We start from the raw sequence: 17,663 nt of genomic DNA, 5'->3' as shown, positions 1-17,663 counted from the left end.
GCTAGTCCTCCTGCAGGAAGCCGGATTTGCGCCGCAGCAGCAACGCGGTGAAGGCCATCGACAGGGCGAACAAGATCACCGCGACGACACACGCGGAGCCGAGGTCGAAGCGCTGGAAGCCGAGGTTGTAGACCATCTGCGGCAGCGTCCAGGTGGAACCGTGCGGATAGCCCGCCTCGAACGCCTCCCCCGAGTTGCCCGCCTTGCCGCTGGCGACCTTCCCGGCGACCATCGCCTGGGTGTAGTACTGCATCGTCTGGATCACGCCGGTCACCACCGCGAACAGCACGATGGGCATGATGTTCGGCAGCGTGACGTACCGGAATCGTTGCCAGGGGCCCGCGCCGTCCAGCTCGGCCGCCTCGTACTGCTCCCTGGACACGTCAAGCAAGGCCGCCGTGAAGATGACCATCAGGTCACCGATGCCCCACAGCGCCAGCATGGTCAGCGCAGGCTTCGACCAATCCGGGTCGGTGAACCAACCCGGTTGCGGCAGACCGAGATTGCCGAGCAGGTGGTTCACCGGCCCGGTCCCCGGGTTCAGCAGGAAGGCGAAGGCGATGGTGGCCGCCACCGGCGGCGCGAGGAACGGCAGATAGAACACCGTGCGGAAGAACCCGAGCCCGGTCTTGATCTTGGTGACCAGCAGCCCGATGCCAAGCCCGAAGATCACCCGCAGCGACACCATGACCACGACCAGCCACAGCGTGTTGCCGAGTCCCTGCCAGAAGAAGGGGTACTTGTCGAGGACGTAGTCCCAGTTCTTCAGGCCGGTGAAGGTCGGCGCGGCGAACCCGTCGTACTTCATGAAGGAGAAGTAGAGGGTGGACAGCAGCGGGTAGGCGAAGAAGAAGCCGAACCCGATCAGCCACGGCGAGAGGAACGCCAGGGTGCGCAGCGTGCCGCGGCGGCGCTTGCGTTTCAGCGCCGCCGGGACGGTCGCGGTCATCGTTGCCATCGCTACATCACTTCGCCTGGACGATCGCCTCGTCGATTTCCTTCGCGGTCGCGGCCAGGCCCGCCGCGAGATCGGTGCTGCCCGCCTCGTAGTCGTAGCCGAAGTTGCGCAGCGAAAGCTGGTACGCGCCACCGTTGATGCTGGACGGCGTGGTCGAAGAGTTCGGGTTCTTGGCGATGTCGATGAAGGTCTTGAAGTTCGGATCGGCCGTCAGTTTCGGCGAATTCAGCGACTCGATGGTGCTCGGCACGTTGTGGATGGCGTTGGCGAAGCTGACCACCGCGTCGGTGTCGGTCGTCAGATATTTGACCAATTGCCAAGCCGCGGTCTGCTTTTGGCTGGAGTTGGCGATGCCGATGATGGTGCCGGTCTGGTAGCCGCGACCATAGGTGGCTGCCTGATCATCCGGGACCGGGAAGGGCGCGGTGGCCCAGTCGAAACTCACCGGATTCTCCGCGATCGAGGCGGTGCGCCACTCCCCGTCCAACGACATGGCCACCTGGCCGGTATGGAACGGATTCTTGGCGCTGAACTCCTCGCCGAAGGTCGTGCGGTATTTCTCCAGCTTGTCGTACCCGCCGAGCTTGGCGATCAGATCCTTCTGCCACGCGAACATCGCGGCGACCCTGGGATCGGTCGCGATGTTCGACTTCCCGTCCGCGGCGAAATAGTCGGCGCCGTACTGCGCCAGATAGCGGGTGGCGGCGGTCTCGTAACCGTGATAGTTCGGCAGGAAGCCAAGCTGTTTGAAGCTGTCTCCCTCGGGGATCGTCAGTTTGCGCGCCGCCGCCTCGAACTCACTGAATGTCTTTGGTGGCGAGGTGATTCCGGCCGCCGCGAACGCGGTCTTGTTGTAGTACAAGCCATACGAATCGCCCAGCAACGGCAGCGAGCACTGATTGCCCTGGAACTGGCTGTACTCGAGCATCCCGGCCGGGAACGTCTTGGCGGGGTCGATGCCGTCCTTCTTCATGAACGGCGCGAGATCGGCCCAGACCTTGGCGGCGCAGAACTTGCCGACATTGTCGGTGGTGAACGAGGACACCACATCCGGAGCGTCCCGGCCGCCGCCGCGCAGCGCCTGTTCGAGCTTGTCGTCGGCGATATTGCCGACCGGCTTGACGTGGATGTTGGGGTGCAGCTTCTCGAACGCGGCGATGTTGTTCTCGATCGCCTTCACCTCGCTGTCCTGACTCCAGCCGTGCCAGAAGGTGATGGTGACGTCCTTGCCGTCGGCGGAGCCGTCGTCGCCGCCACTGGAGCTCTGCCCCGTGCAGGCGGTGACGAAGAGCGCGGCAGTCGCGCATGCGGTGAGGGCGGCGAGGGTGCGGCGGGTGGTTCTGCGCATGTGCGGTTCTCCTGGTACTGCTGGGTGTGCGGTGGATCAATGGGTCGAGAACACGTTGTCCCTCGTGGTGGCCAAGGCGCGTTCGAGCGCTCCGTGCAGTACCGGCGAGCCCGGCAGGGTGCTGGAGCGCACCTCGGGTCGCGGAAAGGTGAGCTCGGTGAGCGCGTCTTCGACGAGTGCGCGCAGCCGTTCGCCGCCCGCGCTCGGCACGTCACCGGCCAGGATCAGCAGTTCCGGGTCGACCACCGAGACGATCGAGGCCAGCCCGAGGGCCAGGCGGCCCGCGAATTCGGCGAGGAACGCGTCGCCGGCGCCCGGTGTCCGCAGCGCCTCGGCCACCACCCGGGCGGCCGTCGGCGCGGCCAGCCCGTGCCGCTTCGCCAGCGCCAGAACCGCTGGCGCACCGGCCAATTGCTGGAACCCGCCGGAATTCTTCCGGCGCACGTCGTGCACGATCGGCGCACCTGGCAGCGGCATGTAGCCGACTTCGCCTGCGCCACTGTGGAAGCCACGGTGCAACCGGCCCGCGATCACGATCGCCGCACCGACGCCGACGCCGGTCCAGAGCAGCACGAAATCCTCGCAGCCCTGCGCCGCGCCGTGCGCCTGCTCGGCGATGGCGGCCAGGTTGACGTCGTTCTCGATCGACACCGAGCAGCCGATGGCCGCCGTCAGCTCGTCGACCAGGTGCGGGGAGTGCCAGCCGGGCAGGTGCGTCGCGTAGCGCAGCTTGCCGGTGGCCGGGTCGAGCGCACCGCCGATGCCGATGACCACCTCGCAGCAGACGCCATCGGCGAGCCCGGCCAGCTCGACGGCCGCACCGACCGCGACGCCCACCCTGGCTGTGGTCTCGGCGGCAGGCCAGCCCTTAGTGGAGACCTCGTGTTCGGCGAGCACGCGACCGGTGATGTCGGCGACGGCGATTCGAATCCTGGAGGCTGTCACATCGAGCCCGGCCACATAACCCGCGGCCGGATTGACTTGGTACAGCTGCGCATTCGGCCCTCGGCTGCCTGGCAGGGTGCCGACCGGAACGACCAGCCCCGCCGTCTCCAATCGGGAAAGCAGCTGGGAGGCGGTCGGCTTGGACAGGCCGGTGAGCGTGCCGATCTGGGTTCGCGACAGCGGGCCGTTGGCGAGCAGCAGTTCCAGCGCGGCGCGATCGTTGATGGCGCGCAGCAGGCTCGGCGTGCCGGCGAGGGTCTGTCGCGTCGTCACCGTGACACCCCTCCCCCACCCAGCGCCGGGTGAACTATTAGGAAAGTTTCCAATTACTTTGAGGAGCGACTGTATGTCCGGTTTGACCGCCTGTCAATCGCTGTCCGCGTGGCGAATACCCAAACGTCATCCGTGCCGACCTCGCGGTTGACCTCAACCACTATTGAGGAAATAGCGTCGTCCTCGACCGACCGGAACCGAAGGGGCTGCTATGAAGATTCGCGAAGTAACCATCAGCACAACAGATCTCGATGCGGCCGCCGACTTCTATCGGAACAAGCTGGGACTTCAGGTCGCCGCTGACGCCGGTCGCGTGACAGTGAATATCGGGTTCAGCAAGCTGGTCTTGACCCCCGGCGCACCGTTCGAGGGCGTACATCATCTTGCGTTCGGCATTTCCCCAGACGATTTCGATCTTGCGCGGAAGTGGTTGCGCCGTCAGGTCGAGCCCATCACGGTCAACGCGCCTCGGCCGCTATCGATCAGCGAGGTCGGCTTCGACTTGCCCGACGTCGAGCAAGCGACCGGCGAGCTCGGTGAATCGTTCGGTCCGCAAGGATGATCAGTTACTTGCGCGGCGCCGCTTGTCGTATGCCGCACGGAGATTCGCGGTGGCCTTCTTGGCGGCGTTGTGCGCTTGCTGTCCGCGCTCGGAATTGAGCAGCTGCCTGGCGGCCTCGCCGGTGTGCCGACTCGCGTCCTGCCCTAGCCGACGGAGCTGGGCCGCCTGGGTCGATTCGCGCACCTGCCGGAGGCGGTCGTCCTCGGCAAGCTGTTGCGCATGTTGCTTCATGGCGTTGGTGACCGCTTGCATTCGCTCGCGGCCTAACTGGGTGCCCCGTTCGACGATCGCCGCGTCTCGCGCGGCCTGCCATGACTTTTGGTAGAGACCCGCGCGAACAACCGTTGTCCCCGCGACGCGGTCGATCATGGTTCGGCCGCCCGCCAAGGGGACCGCGTTGAGTACCAGCGCCGCGACGGCGACAACCCAAAGGGTAAGGGACAGAACGAACTTCCCCGCGAGTAGCGCGATACAGGCCCCGGCGTACAGTCCGACATCCAGCAGGGTGCTCGCGAAGGCCCTGCGGGCCGACTGCCACTTGCCGAGGGCACCGTGCGGATCCGTGAGCGAATGAACTCGGATGTCCAGCAAGAACTTTCCGAGCGTGCGCCCCTTCCAGGCCAGGGACGCGAACTGGTACGCGAACACCATCAACACCAGTGCGACGAACGCCTCGGCGATCAGTAGCAGGATTTCACCGAAGACGTCCCACCCGAACGCCTTTCCCGCGCCGCCCCAGTCTCCGTTGGCGCGGAACAGGTCCCAGCCGCCCGATTCCGCGAGCCCGGGCCAGCCCGAGAGGTAGTCGGCGATCCGGTAGTGCGTGACCGAGCCGAGCAGCGCGGCCGCACCGAGAATGAGAGCGAAGTCGATCGCCCACGCGGCGATTCGCCGTCCGGCCGGAGCGCTATCGGGTGGCGGGACGTGCTCGGCCATCGTGTGCACCTCTTCGCAGTACCGGAGAACCAGGGTTACCACCCGGCTATCCGGCGGTCCGTTCTTGCCCCTCACAGATTCCTCGCCGTAACGAGGTCACACCATCGGCCGAACAACCGACACTCGACAGGAATTACGGGTCGATGGCCGAATTTGCCGTCGCCTGCCCGGTCAGGAGTCCGCAGCGCGACCGCGAGATAATGCAGGGACGCCGAAGATGTAGGCGGAGAAGAGGTTCAGAGATGCGGCGCGAGATGTGCGCGCTACGCGGATACGCTCGGGGAGGGCGTGGTACGGACGTCTACGGCAACAGCCCGACGTCGGGGCGCAGGCCGCCGCTGCGCCAAATGCGCGGCCACCACCACACCGTGCGTCGCGATCACGACGGCTGACGCAGTACCGATTCCCACCAGCAGTAAACCCACGACAGATACCGATCCTTCCAATGCACGGTTCCGAGGGCGCCCTGTGCGCCGTCGGGCAGTATGCCCCGACCCCCGCAGCCCAAACGGCGTGTGATCCAGAACACATCATCGAGCCACGCGGGCAGCCCGGCACTTCCATGATCGTTAGGCTGACGTGGTGATCACCTGCGTTGTGGAATATGTGATCGATCCCGCGAAGATCGACGCGTTCGAGCGATTCGGTCGCCGATGGATGGAGCTGGTAAATCGGCACGGCGGCACCCATCATGGCTATTTCCTGCCCTCGGAGGGGGCCAGCGACAAGGCCATGGCGCTGTTCAGCTTCGCCAGTCTCAGTGCCTACGAGCAGTACCGAGCGCTGTTCGGTGTCGATCCGGACTTCATTGCGGCCGATCGCATCCGGGAAGAGAGCGGATGTGTACTCCGGTACGAGCGCACGTTCATGCGGCCATTGCTCCCGGACGGTGCGGAGCGGACGTAGTTCCGGTCAGGCAGGGGCACGGACGTGCACGGGCACGTCGTCGGCCCACGGCTGCCGAGTCACCATGTCCGCGACGTAGACGAAGCCGCGCTCGAATTCGCCGGTGGCGGCGTCGACGAGGCGATACTCCTGCGTCCCCTTGTTGATCGGTTGTGCGTCGAGCAGCACCACGCGTACTTCGCCGGGCTCGAACCGGCACCGCTGCTGCATCGCGGCGATGAGCTGCTCGTTGTGCATGTGACCGTCGCCGAAGTTCCAGCCGACCGCGGTGCTGCAGATGCGCTCGCCGTCGGTGATGGTGTACTCGTTTTCGCGTCCGGCGGGCATGGCGCGATGCACCAGGGTGAACAGCGCGCGCCCGTGCGTGTTCATGGCGCGGAAGGCATATCCCATGTACATCGGAATCTGCGCGCGGTCCTTGCCATAGAACCGCTCCAGCTGCGCCTGCGGCATGCTGGCGATCGCGACGATGCCGCGGCCGATCTTCGCCGCCGCCGACGGCGTGACACACCACATCGTCGTATCCCAGTTGCCCGCGTAGTAGCGCATGCCGGGCAGGAACGAGATGGCGCGCGGGAACAGATTTCCGGCGATCACGATGCCCGCGATTACGACGAACAGCAACGCCACCAGGACGGGGTGGTGCAGGTCGCCGACCCCGAGATCGGCGTGCGCGACGAACAAGACCAGCACGCCGAAGATCATGAAGACGTTCCACTCCAATGGCACGCCCATCGGCACGGCGGTCAGGATTCCCAGGTGGAAGCCGACCATCACGACCGCGGCAATCGCCGTCACGAGGCCGCCATGCGAGAAGAACAACGCCACCGGGACCAGCATCTCCACGGCCGTCGCACCGTGCGCGAACAGGCGAGACAACCGGCCCGGCCGCAGATCGTCGGGAAAGTCCTCGAAGAACTTGCGCTTGAGCGACTTTCGCCGGAAGACCGGGCTGTTGGACATCATGGTCGAGATCACGAACGGGAAGTGCTTGTTCAGCTTCGACAGGGCCGCGCCCATCCAGATCACCAGGAAAACGAATTTCGCGGCGACGATGCTGTCGACGCCGGTGAACAAGAAGGCGACGACCAGCGGGGCGTAGACCTCGCCGCGCGCCGCCAGGAAGATCACCTTGTCGCGCAACCCGAGCACCGCGAGCAGGACGAGAACCGCCACGATCTGCCATACCGGCAGCAACCCCACCGTCGTAGCCAACTCCGGTATCGGGCCGGTCCCGTTGGACAGCAACGCGATCACGGTCATCACCAGCAGCGCGGCATACAGCGCGACATCCAGCACCGATCGGTTTGTGCCCCTGGTCAACGGAATACGCCCCGGCCATGGCGGCAGCCGAATGGTGTTGGGCCGCAACCAATACAGGATCGAACCCAATGGCGGGAAGAACCTGTTGTTCAGCGGCCCGAACCCACAACCGAGCCCGACCACCTCGAAGAGCAACGTATACAGCACCGCCTTCTGGAAGACGATCGGCTCCGACCACCAGTCACCGACGCTGGTGAATCCATCGATGCCCCTGGTGCACAACACGATCAGCCAGCCGCCGAGCACGTAGAGGCAGATCTTGCCGACATAGAACAGGTGCAGCGCGACCGGCGTCCCGAAGCCAACCTCGGCCCAGTGCCGGGCCATCGGCCGTATTCGTTCGCTCCGAGTGCCCTTGCTCCACTCCGCCATATCGACGACGGGCAGTTCGGGCTCGAGAAACCCCATAGAGCACTCTCCGATTCGACAACACCGAAGCGCCAAGCCTGATCAGGCACCTCATGGTCCTTCGATACGTTGACAGGAACTGGAACACGTGTCAATTCTGTAGGCTCTATCTGATCGATCCGACGGAGTCGCGCGCGGTAGGCAGGGGTCACCGGGACAATCACCGGACGCGGGCGGCGGTCGCCGGGATAATCGGTGGGGTGCGTGCCGCGGCACGCCGGTCGAGAGGAGACCTTCGTGTCCGAATCGCACAATTCCCGTTCGTTTGCCGTAGGCACCATGGCCGGTGTCAATCCGCCGCTGGGTGCCGCGCGCTTCCTGGTGCGGATGGCTCGGCTCGGCCGGTTGGATTCCGTGCTGGCGCCGGATCATTTGATCAGCGTGTTTCCCAAGGCCATCTGGGACACCGATTTCACCCCACAGGCGAAGACGCTGCGCAGTCCGGACGAGCAGTTCGATTACGCGCCACTGCTCGCACATCTGGCCGCCGGGGCCGGGCGCGTGCAGCTGGGGGTCGGCGTGACCGATCCACACCGCAGGCATCCAGTACTGCTGGCACAGACCTTTCTCACGCTGGCACATATGACGAAGGTGCCGCCGATCCTCGGTCTCGGGTCCGGCGAGACCGAAAATCTCGATCCGTACGGGTTCACCTGGAATCGTCCGGTCGATCGCCTGGAGGAGGCGTTGCAGGTGATTCGCGCGGCGCTGACCGACGCGAAATCCATCGACTTCGCCGGCAAGTACTACCGAATCGACGGGGCGCCAATGGATTTGAATGCTCCGGCGGACCGGATGCCGCAAATCTGGCTCGGCGCGCACGGGCCACGCATGCTCGAACTGACCGGGCGCTACGCCGACGGCTGGTATCCGTGGGAGACACTCGCCCCTGATGAGTACGAACGCCGACTGAAGCTGGTGCACACCGCCGCCCGCGCCGCCGGTCGCGACCCCGACGCGATCGTCCCCGCGCAGATGATCCAAATGCTCACCGCGCGAACCCAAGCCGGGCTACGGCGACTATTACGCGCCCCGGCCGTCCGCTACCTCGGCTTGCTCGCGCCGGACCCGGTGTGGGCGCGCTACGGCGTGAAACATCCTCTCGGCGAAGGCTTCCGCGGTCTGATCGATCTGATGCCGCATCAGCTCACCAAGGCCGAGGTGCAGGCGGCGATCGCGGAGGTCCCCGACGAGGTACTGCACGACTGGCTCATGATCGGCACTCCCCCAGAGATTCTCGCGCGCATCCGCACCCTGGCCGACGCGGGCCTACGGCACGCCATCGTCTTCCCCACCAGCGCCCTGGTATCCGGCGCCGACGCGGCCTTCGGTTACGGTGCCGTGCTCTGGCTGGCGGCACGATTACGGCGACATCCGGCGTGAATCGCGCGGGCGGATCGATGCGCATCCTCATCTCCGGAGCAAGCGTCGCCGGACCCGTGCTCGCATACTGGCTCAACCGGTTCGGCTTCGACGTCACGGTCGTCGAACGCACCCCGGCACCACGAAAGACCGGCGGCGGCCACGCGGTAGATCTGTTCCGTCCCGCCATGCGGATCGTGGAACAGATGGGAGTGGTCGACGAGATCAGGGCGAAAGCCACGGGGACCGACACCCTCGTGCTACGCCGACCCGGCGGCAAGCCGGTAACCCTGGATCTGCACAAGCTCTTCACTGCCGTGTCCGACGATCACGTGGAGATCATGCGCGATGATCTGAGCGAGATCCTCTACAACACAACCAGTTCCGACGTCGCCTACCTCTTCGCCGACTCGATCACCGCCATCGGCGACGACGGCGAGGTCACCTTCGAGCGCAGCCCGGCGCAGCGCTTCGACCTGATCGTCGGGGCCGACGGTCTGCACTCGAACGTCCGCTCATTGGTGTTCGGCCCGGAGTCCGGCTTCACCACCTGGCTCGGCGCCTACCTTGCCATCCTTTCCGTGCCCAACCATCTCGCGCTGGATGGGGCGATGGAGATGATCGTCGATCCCGGCCGGATCGCGGGCGTCTACAGCGCCGCCCACATGGACGACGCGCGAGCGGGATTCTTTCTCCGCACACCGCAACCGCTGGACTACCACCACCGTGACACCGAGCAGCAGAAAGAGTTGCTGCGTAACCACTTCCACGACATGCGGTGGGAGGTTCCCCGGCTGCTCGCCGAACTGGACGACACCCCATCCTTCTACTTCGATTCCATCACGCAATTACGATTGGATACCTGGTCCCGTGGCCGGGTCACCCTGGTCGGCGACGCCGCGTACTGCCCAGGCCCGGCGGTCGGCGGCAGCACCAGCATGGCGGTGGTCGGCGCCTACATTCTCGCGGGCGAACTGGCCACGCACGCCGGCGACCATTCCGCCGCCTTCGCCGCCTACGAGAACGAGATCGGCGAATACGTCCGACGCAGTCGCAGTTTCGCCCGCACCGCCGCGAAGACCCTCGTCCCCGCCGGCCGCTTCGAGGTGTGGGCAATGGTCAACGCCATCCGCCTGATCACCGTGCTGCCCGCACCCGTGAGCCGGGCAGCCGCCAAGCTCAACAGCAAAGGCGTGCGCCTACACGATTCGTTCGCGGTAAAAACTACGCGGCATTCGACAAACATGAATAATGCTGTTGGACAAGTGATCACGGGGAACTGGTGTCGGTGGCTCTCGGCCGATACCAGCACCATTTCCCCGTGATCGGCTGACCAACAGTCGGAACGCGTCCGCTGCCGACAGCGGGGGCGGGGTGGGTCGGTCGTTGCTCGCGGCGGTGTCCGCCAGATGCGGTCGGTCTTGACCTCTGACCAAGGATTCAGGGGTAGTCCGGCGCAAAGTCTGGGCCTGATTCGGTTTCCACTAGTTGCCAACCGAATGCATGCAGGCTGATGTCATTTCGGGCACCGAAGTGCCGCAACAGATCCGCGACAGAGCTGACCGGAAGGCGCGCGGCGACGTCGTTGAACAGTAACGATGGATCCACTCCCAGCCTTTCCGCCACGACGAAATGAACTGCGATGTCGACCATCAGATCGCGAGGATCGCCGGGGTTTTGCAACTCTGCCGCTGCCGTTGCCAGAAGTGCGTCTGTCAGCAGGATGGTCGAACCTTCGCGCAATGCCACGGTGACTTGTCGCGCACCGTATCTGGCGAGTGCGACATTGTCGCGGCTGTCCAGGGTTTCGAGGAAGCTCTCGCTGATCGTGTCCGGAATCCGCCGCAGGATCTCTTCTGCTCGCTCGTCACCATCGGCAGAAATCCGAACAAGATTGGGCTGCACTTTCGCAGTTTAGGCAGAATCCGCAGCGACCGTCCCCCGTTCGGCTACAACCCGCCCAAACATGTTGCGTGGGTTGCCAGTTCGCGCGCCCGCCACTGGACCCGCACGCCGCGCAAAGGACGTCGACGTGAGTCAAATGGTCGCCAGTTGATCTTCAAAAGCAACCATTCGACTCACCTCAACTCGGCCGACGCTTTGCAGGTGCTGGGACAGGGGTGGGGCGGATCGGTAATGATGTTGTCTTATGGTGGATTACGCGACGACATTCGACCGGGTTCGAGGATCTCTTGTGGGTGGGGCGATTGGGGACGCGCTGGGGTGGCCCATCGAGTTCTTGAAGTGGGATCAGATTCAGGGACGGTACGGGGAGCAGGGGGTGACGGGCTTTCTGCCGCAACACAACGCGGGTGCGCCGCAGGAGATTACCGACGACACGCAGATGACGCTGTTTACCGCCGAGGGGATGCTGCGGGCGGCGGCGGGAGCCGACCCGGTGCCTGCCTTGCGGCGGGCCTACCTGCGGTGGTTGCAGACGCAGCGGGAGGAAGGGCCTGCGGCGCATACCGATGGATGGCTGGCGAGTTTGCCGTTTTTGTATGCGTCTCGGGCACCGGGAAACGCGTGCATGTCCGGGCTCGCCCAGCAGTCGCGAGGATATGTCGCGCCGGCACCGTTCGGCGAGAACGGGCCGGTGAATGCGCACTCGAAAGGGTGCGGGACGGTGATGCGATCGGCGCCGTTCGGGCTGGCGGGGATGGGGCCCGATCGGGCGTTCCACACGGCGGCGCGGGCCGCGCAGTTGACCCATGGGCATCCAACGGGATACCTGGCGGCGGGCGCGTTCGCGGCGATTCTCGATCGCGTGGTGAGCGGCACGGTATTGCCGATCGCGGTGCAGGAGACACTCGTTCAGCTCGACGGGTTCCCGGCGACCGCGGAGACGGTGGACGCGCTGACCAAGGCCGTCACGTTGGCCGAGGAACCGCCGACGGCCGAGCAGGTCGAGCAGGTCGGCGCGGGGTGGATCGCCGAGGAGTGCCTGGCCATCGCGGTGTACTGCGCGCTGCAGTCGGCGAAGTCCGGCGATGTGCGCGCGGGCCTGCTGCTGTCGGTGAACCACTCCGGTGATTCCGATTCCACCGGCGCGGTGGCGGGCAACCTGATCGGTGCCGTCCACGGTATCTCCGCGCTGCCGATGGACTTGGCGTCGACGGTCGAGGGACGCGACGTGCTGATCCAGGTCGCCGATGACCTCGTCATGAACTTCGGGGTTGGCGACCGGTCCGGACTCGACGCGCGCTTCCCGCTGGACGCGGGCCTGTGATCGGTTAACGACTTACCCGAACGGATCGATGAACAACAAGATCGTTGGGGTGGACTCGACATGGGAGACGATATGAAGCCAATTGTGTTGGCTATAGCGGCAATCGCCGCGGTAGGTGCGTTGACTGGGTGTACGGACAGCGGGAAGAGCTCTGTTACCAGCGGCTCATCTGATACGGGCGTACCGGTTTCCGCGGGCGCCACGGAACGCGCACCGCAAGGTAATTCGACCGCGGCACCGGAGACAGCGGCTGGCGCCGCCACTACGAAGCTGCCCTCTCGGGACGACGCGACCGTCGACGCGCGGGACTATGCGAGCGACGGCAAGTACTACTTCCAGTCGCCGAGCGGCAACATCCTGTGCGGGTTCATCGAGGCCGACGGCATCGGCACCGGTTGCCAGCTGGCACACGCGTCGGTGGTACCCGCGGAGCTCCCCGACTGCGGCACTCGCGCTAACCGCGAGGTGTCGGCGCAGATATTGGGCGGTAAAGGGCAATACCGCTGCCTGAGCCAAGGCATTTTCGTCGGCCCGCCGCTGGATGGCGGCAACAGGGGCGGAGGCAAGGTGCTCGGCTACGGCCAGACCATCATCGTCCGGGGCACCGCGTGCACCTCGATGTCCGCCGGGGTCAGGTGCGATCAGGGTGGCCACGGTTTCTTCATCGCGGCGGACGCGCAGTCGCTGTTCTGACCGATACTCCCCGGCCGCATCGCGCGCCGGGGAGTATCGGAACCGGTCAGCAGCCTAGTGTTTCGGCGAGCTCGACGAAGCTGGTGACGGTCAGATCGCTGCGTGTTTCGTCGGCGCGATCGGCCTTGTGCTCCGGCCCCTTCTCCTGCGGGCGCTCGAGGAAGGCGGTCCGCATGCCTACGGCGCCCGCGCCATCGATATCCCAGGTGTGTGCCGCGACCATGAGGACCCGGGCGGGCTCGACGTCGAGCAGACCGGCGGCGGTACGGTACACCTGCGGCTCGGGCTTGTAGCTCTGTGCCAGTTGCGCGGACAGGATGCAGTCGAAAGGCAGACCCGCCGCCTTGACCAGCCGGGTCAACAGCGCGAAACCACCGTTGGACAGCGCGGCCAAGGTGTACCGGTTGCCCAGGCGGGCAAGACCTTCCACGGAGTCGGGCCAGGCGGGCAGCAGATGCCAGGCCCGGACCAGACGGCTGCGGGACTCCTCATCGAGGGCGGCGCCGTGGCGGTCCAGCAGCTCGTCAAGTGATTCCCGGTGCAGGGTGTCGAGGTAGACCCACGGTCGCTCGCCGTCTCGAACGCGTTGCATGCCAGGCAAATACATGTCGCGCCACGCGTTCGTGAAGGCCGCGGCGTCGAGATCGACACCGGCCGTGCGGAATACCTCGGCGGCCCGTTGGGACACCCCGGTGTACCAATCCACGGTGGTGCCGAAGATGTCGCAGGCCACTACCTGGATGGCCGCTCGATCGAACTCGGACATCTGTTCTTCCCTCCATCCGACAACAACATCGCACAGATCGAAACCGGGTGCTGCTACCAGTCGACGATGCCGAGCTCGTGCAGCTTGCGGAACACAAGCATCGAGCCGGGCGCCACCTGATCCATCGCGGCGTACTCGCGCACCGTGAAGTAGCGCAGCTCAGCGATCTCGCTGGTCGGCTCCGGCTCACCATCCAGTTCGGCGGTGAAGCACGTCATGTGCAACCGGGTTCCCGCGGCGTGGCCGACTGCCTGCGCCTCGAAAACGCCGAGCTGGTCGAAGGACACGACGCCCACGCCGAGTTCCTCGCGCACCTCGCGATGTAGTGCGCCCTCGGGCGTCTCGCCGGGATCGATCTTCCCGCCCGCCATATAGAAGATGTCCTTGCCGATCGATCGCGTCTGCAGCAGACGACGATCCCTGATGTGGGCCAACGCGGCTGTGCGAATCACCGGACCACCCTACTTTTCCGGCTCGGGTCGCGGGCAAGCGAATATCCGTCACGATGCCGGCACCGGGTACTGGATGTGTACTCGACCCGGTCAGCGGCACCAAACCGGTCCCGCAACCATTATCGTGACGGAGCGAAACTGTTCAATTGGCGAGAAGCACGGGGGAATACACGTGAACACCACTCAGGGTGGCTGGTCGACCCTCCCATCGGAGTCGGAGCGCGCCCGGCACAATCGCAAGGTTCTGGTCGGGCTCGTGGCAGGCGGGGTGCTCTTCGCGCTCGTCGTGGCGGTCTGCGTCGGAGTGGTCGCACGGGACCTCACCAAGGACTTCATCGGCACGCCGCGACCGGTGCAGAATGCCAGCCAGGTTCCGGTGGCCAACCAGCTCCCCGCGGCGCCTGCGGGCGTCACCGACAACGGTGCGATCCGGATCGGTGACCCGGGTGCGAAGGTTGCCGTCCGCGTCGTCGCCGACCTGCAGTGCCCGGCCTGCAAGGCTTTCGAGGCCGCCAACGCCAAGGTGCTCGAGGACGCCGCGACCAGCGGTTCGGCCCTCGTCGAATACAACGTCATCTCGTTCCTGGATCGAGCGTCGAGCAGTCAGTACTCGTCGCGCGCGGGCAACGCGTCCTACTGCGTCGCCGAAGCGGACCCGTCGAAGTACCAGGCCTGGCTCGCGGCGATGTTCGAGCAGCAGCCCACCGAGGGCGGTGACGGCCTCCCCGACGACCAGCTGATCGAGATCGCCCGCACCACCGGCTATGCCGATCCCGCAGTGGCCCAGTGCATTACCGACCGAAAGTACGACGCGTACCTCCGCGCCAAGACCACGGAAATCCTCGCCAGCGGCATCAAATCCACCCCGTCGGTGTTCATCAACGACCGGCAGGTGACCGACGCCAAGCAGATCTTCGCCCCGGACGGTCTCGCACCCCTGATCACCGCCGCGCGATAGCGAGCGCCCGGGTCTGTGCGACTCACGGTGTCCGGCTGCGGAGTTCATCGAAGTCGGCCGCTGAGTCGGGGCTCAGCATCGGCGGGCACCGGACTGGGTGGGCCGCAGGCTCGGATCGCCGAGACCATGCACAGCACCGCCAGCGGTAGCTCGGCGCCGACGGCCATGATGAGCGCGGTAACGAACTCGCCGCCGTCCTTCGCGGTGACCACGTCCAGCCAGGCATCGACGGTAAGCACTGCGGCCGCCGCGGCGGCCGCTACCGGATGCCGACGGTCTCCTCGGATGGCCAGCAGCCCGGCGGCCAGCAGCCCGGCAGCCTCTAGGCTGTCCACCCCGACCCAGGCGATGGACCAGCGTGGCACCGTGGTCGATGAGGGCAGCGTCGTGGCGAGGACGATCAACCACGGGAGCAATACCAGCCCGGCGGCGATCATCGTCACCGCGCCGATTCCGGGTCTCGGCGGCGATGCGGGACGCGGCGGCGAAGTCCAGTGCGGAGTGTTCATTCAGATCGTGTCCTGTCTCGAGTGATCAGAGCACGCTTCAGTGTTGACGAGCGGTCTCGCCCTGTCGGTAGCGGTGGATTCCGACCTTTTGGTGGCATTGGTTTCACCAAGAAACGGATACTGGCGCCATGGTCAGCAGGGGAAACCGCATTTACCGTGGGGAGATGCCGATGCCCGTGGACGCACCCGCTCGACCGCCACAGTCCGTCAGGGAAACCGCACGATTGTTGGCGGCCAACGGGATAGGTCTGCTGGTTCAGCTCGGCATCGCGCTGCTGCTGATATTGCCGTGGCGGTGGATTCCGGCTTCGTTGCCCGCGGTCACGCTTTTTCTCATCACCGCCCCGGCCGCCGCGGTGGTGCTCGGAACGCCACTGCTCACCCGGGCGCATCGTCGCCGATTCCGTTGCGCGGGACTGGAGATCACCGAATCCGCCGAGGACCGAACGCTGTGGTCGACCACCCGGCTACGGCAGCTCGGCTACCACGTGATCGCCGGTCCCCTATTGGCCGGCAGCGGTATCGCCATCCTGCTGCTGTGGATCTGGACACCGATCGCCGGGACCGTACTCGTGTGGATGTGGCTGGTGCCCACACATCTGCGACCGACCCGGATAAGCCATGCTGTGCTCACCACAGGCATCGCGATGGGAGCATTGTTCGTGTTGCCCATGCTGACTCGCGCCTGGCCGCGCGCCGACCGCCGGATCGCGCGCCTACTACTGGCACCGAGCCGGGAAGAGCAACTCGCGCACCGGGTCGACGTACTGACCGAGACGCGGGCCGGGGTGGTAGACGCGGCCGACGCCGAGCGGCGGCGGATCGAACGAGACCTGCACGACGGCGTCCAACAGCGCCTGGTGTCACTCGCGGTCAACCTCGGCATCGCGAAGGCGAGCCTCACCGATCTACCCGAGGAGGCACGAAAGGTGATCGAGGAGGCGCATGTTCAGGCCAAGGAAGCCGTCGCGGAGCTCCGCCAACTGGTTCGCGGACTCCACCCCGCCGTGCTCGAGGATCGCGGCCTGGACGCCGCGCTCTCCGGGCTCGCGAACAGCGTTCCCGTGCCCGTCGAGATAACGGTGCATATGCCGTTTCGTCCGCCACCGACCGTCGAGGCGGCCGCGTACTTCGTCATCTCCGAAGCACTGACGAACGTGGTCAAGCACGCGGAAGCGGATCGCGTGGAGGTCATCGTCGAGTGCGCCGACGAACAGCACATGCGAGTGCTGGTCCGGGACAACGGCGTCGGCGGCGCGGCACCGGCGACCGGCAGCGGGCTGGCCGGGCTGGCCAAGCGGGTCGCCTCGGTGGACGGCGCATTGCGAGTTACCAGCCCGCACGGCGGTCCAACGGTCCTGGTCGCGGAGTTCCCGTGCGCGCGGTGATCGCCGACGATTCCCTCCTGCTGCGCGTCGGTGTGGCGAAGGTACTGCAGATGTCGGGGTTCGAGGTCGTGGCCGAGGTAGCCGACGCCGAATCGCTGTTGTCCGCCGTCGAACTGCACCGCCCCGACATCGCGGTGGTGGATGTGCGCATGCCACCCGGATTCCGCGACGAAGGGGTCCGCGCCGCCTCGGTCATTCGCCGGAACTGGCCGGAAACCGCGGTCGTACTGCTTTCGCAATATGTCGAGGAGCGGTACGCCGCCGAACTATTGGCCTCGCACAACGTCGGTGTCGGGTATCTGCTCAAACAGCGCGTCGCCGACGTCGAAGAATTCGGTGCCGCGGTGCGGCGGGTCGCGGCGGGCGCGACGGTGCTCGACCCTGAGGTGGTATCCCAACTGCTGCTACGTCGCGACCGCGATCGGCTCGACGTGCTCACTCCGCGTGAACGCGACGTTCTGGAACAAATGGCCTGCGGCCGCTCCAACGCCGGGATCGCAGCACACCTGGTGATCAGCGACAGCGCGGTCGCCAAACACATCAACAGCATTCTCACCAAGTTCGGACTGCCACAGGCCGATACCGACCACCGCCGAGTCCTTGCCGTCCTGCGTTTTCTCGGCATGGACTGAAAGCGGCCACGGCCG

18 protein-coding genes are annotated in these 17,663 nt (G+C 65.8%); 9 read left to right on the top strand and 9 right to left on the bottom strand.

Annotation, left to right across the window (positions count from 1 at the left end; translation table 11 throughout):
- Position 1: 1 nt before the first annotated feature.
- The 3 genes from ACIA8C_RS35225 to ACIA8C_RS35215 are packed head-to-tail and all read right to left on the bottom strand — an operon-like array spanning position 2 to position 3,524.
- Positions 2-958 (bottom strand): carbohydrate ABC transporter permease, encoded by a 957-nt coding sequence (locus ACIA8C_RS35225; protein WP_397142349.1) that lies wholly within the window; start codon positions 956-958, stop codon positions 2-4.
- Between the two features lie 7 nt (positions 959-965).
- Entirely contained in the window at positions 966-2,306 is a 1,341-nt protein-coding gene (locus tag ACIA8C_RS35220) for an ABC transporter substrate-binding protein (RefSeq protein ID WP_397142347.1), read from the bottom strand.
- Between the two features lie 36 nt (positions 2,307-2,342).
- The gene (locus tag ACIA8C_RS35215) at positions 2,343-3,524 is read right to left on the bottom strand and encodes an ROK family transcriptional regulator (RefSeq protein WP_397142345.1); all 1,182 of its coding nucleotides are present in this window, start codon (positions 3,522-3,524) and stop codon (positions 2,343-2,345) included.
- Between the two features lie 211 nt (positions 3,525-3,735).
- Here ACIA8C_RS35215 and ACIA8C_RS35210 point away from each other — a divergent pair, with 211 nt between their 5' ends.
- Entirely contained in the window at positions 3,736-4,086 is a 351-nt protein-coding gene (locus ACIA8C_RS35210) for a VOC family protein (RefSeq protein ID WP_397142343.1), read from the top strand.
- Here ACIA8C_RS35210 and ACIA8C_RS35205 read toward each other — a convergent pair whose 3' ends face one another.
- Entirely contained in the window at positions 4,087-5,022 is a 936-nt protein-coding gene (locus tag ACIA8C_RS35205) for an RDD family protein (protein ID WP_397142341.1), read from the bottom strand.
- A 582-nt stretch (positions 5,023-5,604) separates the two neighbouring features.
- Here ACIA8C_RS35205 and ACIA8C_RS35200 point away from each other — a divergent pair.
- Positions 5,605-5,928, top strand: a complete 324-nt coding sequence (locus ACIA8C_RS35200) for an NIPSNAP family protein (RefSeq protein WP_397142339.1) — start codon at positions 5,605-5,607, stop codon at positions 5,926-5,928.
- A 6-nt stretch (positions 5,929-5,934) separates the two neighbouring features.
- Here the strand turns inward: ACIA8C_RS35200 and ACIA8C_RS35195 are convergent, their stop codons facing one another.
- The gene (locus ACIA8C_RS35195) at positions 5,935-7,659 is read right to left on the bottom strand and encodes a DUF3556 domain-containing protein (protein ID WP_397142337.1); all 1,725 of its coding nucleotides are present in this window, start codon (positions 7,657-7,659) and stop codon (positions 5,935-5,937) included.
- A gap of 237 nt (positions 7,660-7,896) precedes the next feature.
- On the opposite strand from ACIA8C_RS35195, the gene ACIA8C_RS35190 reads away from it, so the two are divergent.
- Positions 7,897-9,042: an LLM class flavin-dependent oxidoreductase gene (locus ACIA8C_RS35190; RefSeq protein WP_397142335.1), complete on the top strand. Its 1,146-nt coding sequence runs from the start codon at positions 7,897-7,899 to the stop codon at positions 9,040-9,042.
- A gap of 17 nt (positions 9,043-9,059) precedes the next feature.
- A complete protein-coding gene (locus ACIA8C_RS35185) occupies positions 9,060-10,346 on the top strand; it encodes an FAD-dependent monooxygenase (RefSeq protein ID WP_397142333.1) in 1,287 nt (428 codons plus the stop codon).
- A gap of 115 nt (positions 10,347-10,461) precedes the next feature.
- Here ACIA8C_RS35185 and ACIA8C_RS35180 read toward each other — a convergent pair whose 3' ends face one another.
- Positions 10,462-10,926: a hypothetical protein gene (locus ACIA8C_RS35180; RefSeq protein ID WP_397142331.1), complete on the bottom strand. Its 465-nt coding sequence runs from the start codon at positions 10,924-10,926 to the stop codon at positions 10,462-10,464.
- A gap of 289 nt (positions 10,927-11,215) precedes the next feature.
- Here ACIA8C_RS35180 and ACIA8C_RS35175 point away from each other — a divergent pair, with 289 nt between their 5' ends.
- Positions 11,216-12,250 (top strand): ADP-ribosylglycohydrolase family protein, encoded by a 1,035-nt coding sequence (locus tag ACIA8C_RS35175; protein ID WP_397142329.1) that lies wholly within the window; start codon positions 11,216-11,218, stop codon positions 12,248-12,250.
- Between the two features lie 72 nt (positions 12,251-12,322).
- A complete protein-coding gene (locus ACIA8C_RS35170) occupies positions 12,323-12,943 on the top strand; it encodes a hypothetical protein (RefSeq protein WP_397142327.1) in 621 nt (206 codons plus the stop codon).
- A 46-nt stretch (positions 12,944-12,989) separates the two neighbouring features.
- Here ACIA8C_RS35170 and ACIA8C_RS35165 read toward each other — a convergent pair whose 3' ends face one another.
- Together ACIA8C_RS35165 and ACIA8C_RS35160 are read right to left on the bottom strand one after the other, a co-directional pair.
- Positions 12,990-13,709: a haloacid dehalogenase type II gene (locus tag ACIA8C_RS35165; RefSeq protein WP_397142325.1), complete on the bottom strand. Its 720-nt coding sequence runs from the start codon at positions 13,707-13,709 to the stop codon at positions 12,990-12,992.
- Between the two features lie 53 nt (positions 13,710-13,762).
- Entirely contained in the window at positions 13,763-14,161 is a 399-nt protein-coding gene (locus tag ACIA8C_RS35160) for an NUDIX domain-containing protein (RefSeq protein ID WP_397142323.1), read from the bottom strand.
- 172 nt (positions 14,162-14,333) lie between these two features.
- Between ACIA8C_RS35160 and ACIA8C_RS35155 the strand changes: the two genes are divergently transcribed.
- Entirely contained in the window at positions 14,334-15,119 is a 786-nt protein-coding gene (locus tag ACIA8C_RS35155; protein WP_397142321.1) for a DsbA family protein, read from the top strand.
- A gap of 44 nt (positions 15,120-15,163) precedes the next feature.
- Here ACIA8C_RS35155 and ACIA8C_RS35150 read toward each other — a convergent pair whose 3' ends face one another.
- A complete protein-coding gene (locus tag ACIA8C_RS35150) occupies positions 15,164-15,628 on the bottom strand; it encodes a hypothetical protein (protein ID WP_397142319.1) in 465 nt (154 codons plus the stop codon).
- Positions 15,629-15,792: 164 nt separating this feature from the next.
- Between ACIA8C_RS35150 and ACIA8C_RS35145 the strand changes: the two genes are divergently transcribed.
- Both ACIA8C_RS35145 and ACIA8C_RS35140 read left to right on the top strand, forming a co-directional pair.
- A complete protein-coding gene (locus ACIA8C_RS35145) occupies positions 15,793-17,016 on the top strand; it encodes a sensor histidine kinase (protein ID WP_397142317.1) in 1,224 nt (407 codons plus the stop codon).
- A complete protein-coding gene (locus ACIA8C_RS35140) occupies positions 17,004-17,648 on the top strand; it encodes a response regulator (protein WP_397142315.1) in 645 nt (214 codons plus the stop codon). The genes ACIA8C_RS35145 and ACIA8C_RS35140 overlap by 13 nt, the downstream gene beginning before the upstream one ends.
- Positions 17,649-17,663: the final 15 nt, after the last annotated feature.

The sequence above is a fragment of the Nocardia sp. NPDC051321 genome, from assembly GCF_044455225.1.
In the GTDB taxonomy this organism is placed as follows: Bacteria; Actinomycetota; Actinomycetes; order Mycobacteriales; family Mycobacteriaceae; genus Nocardia.
This window is presented reverse-complemented; position numbering and strand designations above follow the sequence as displayed.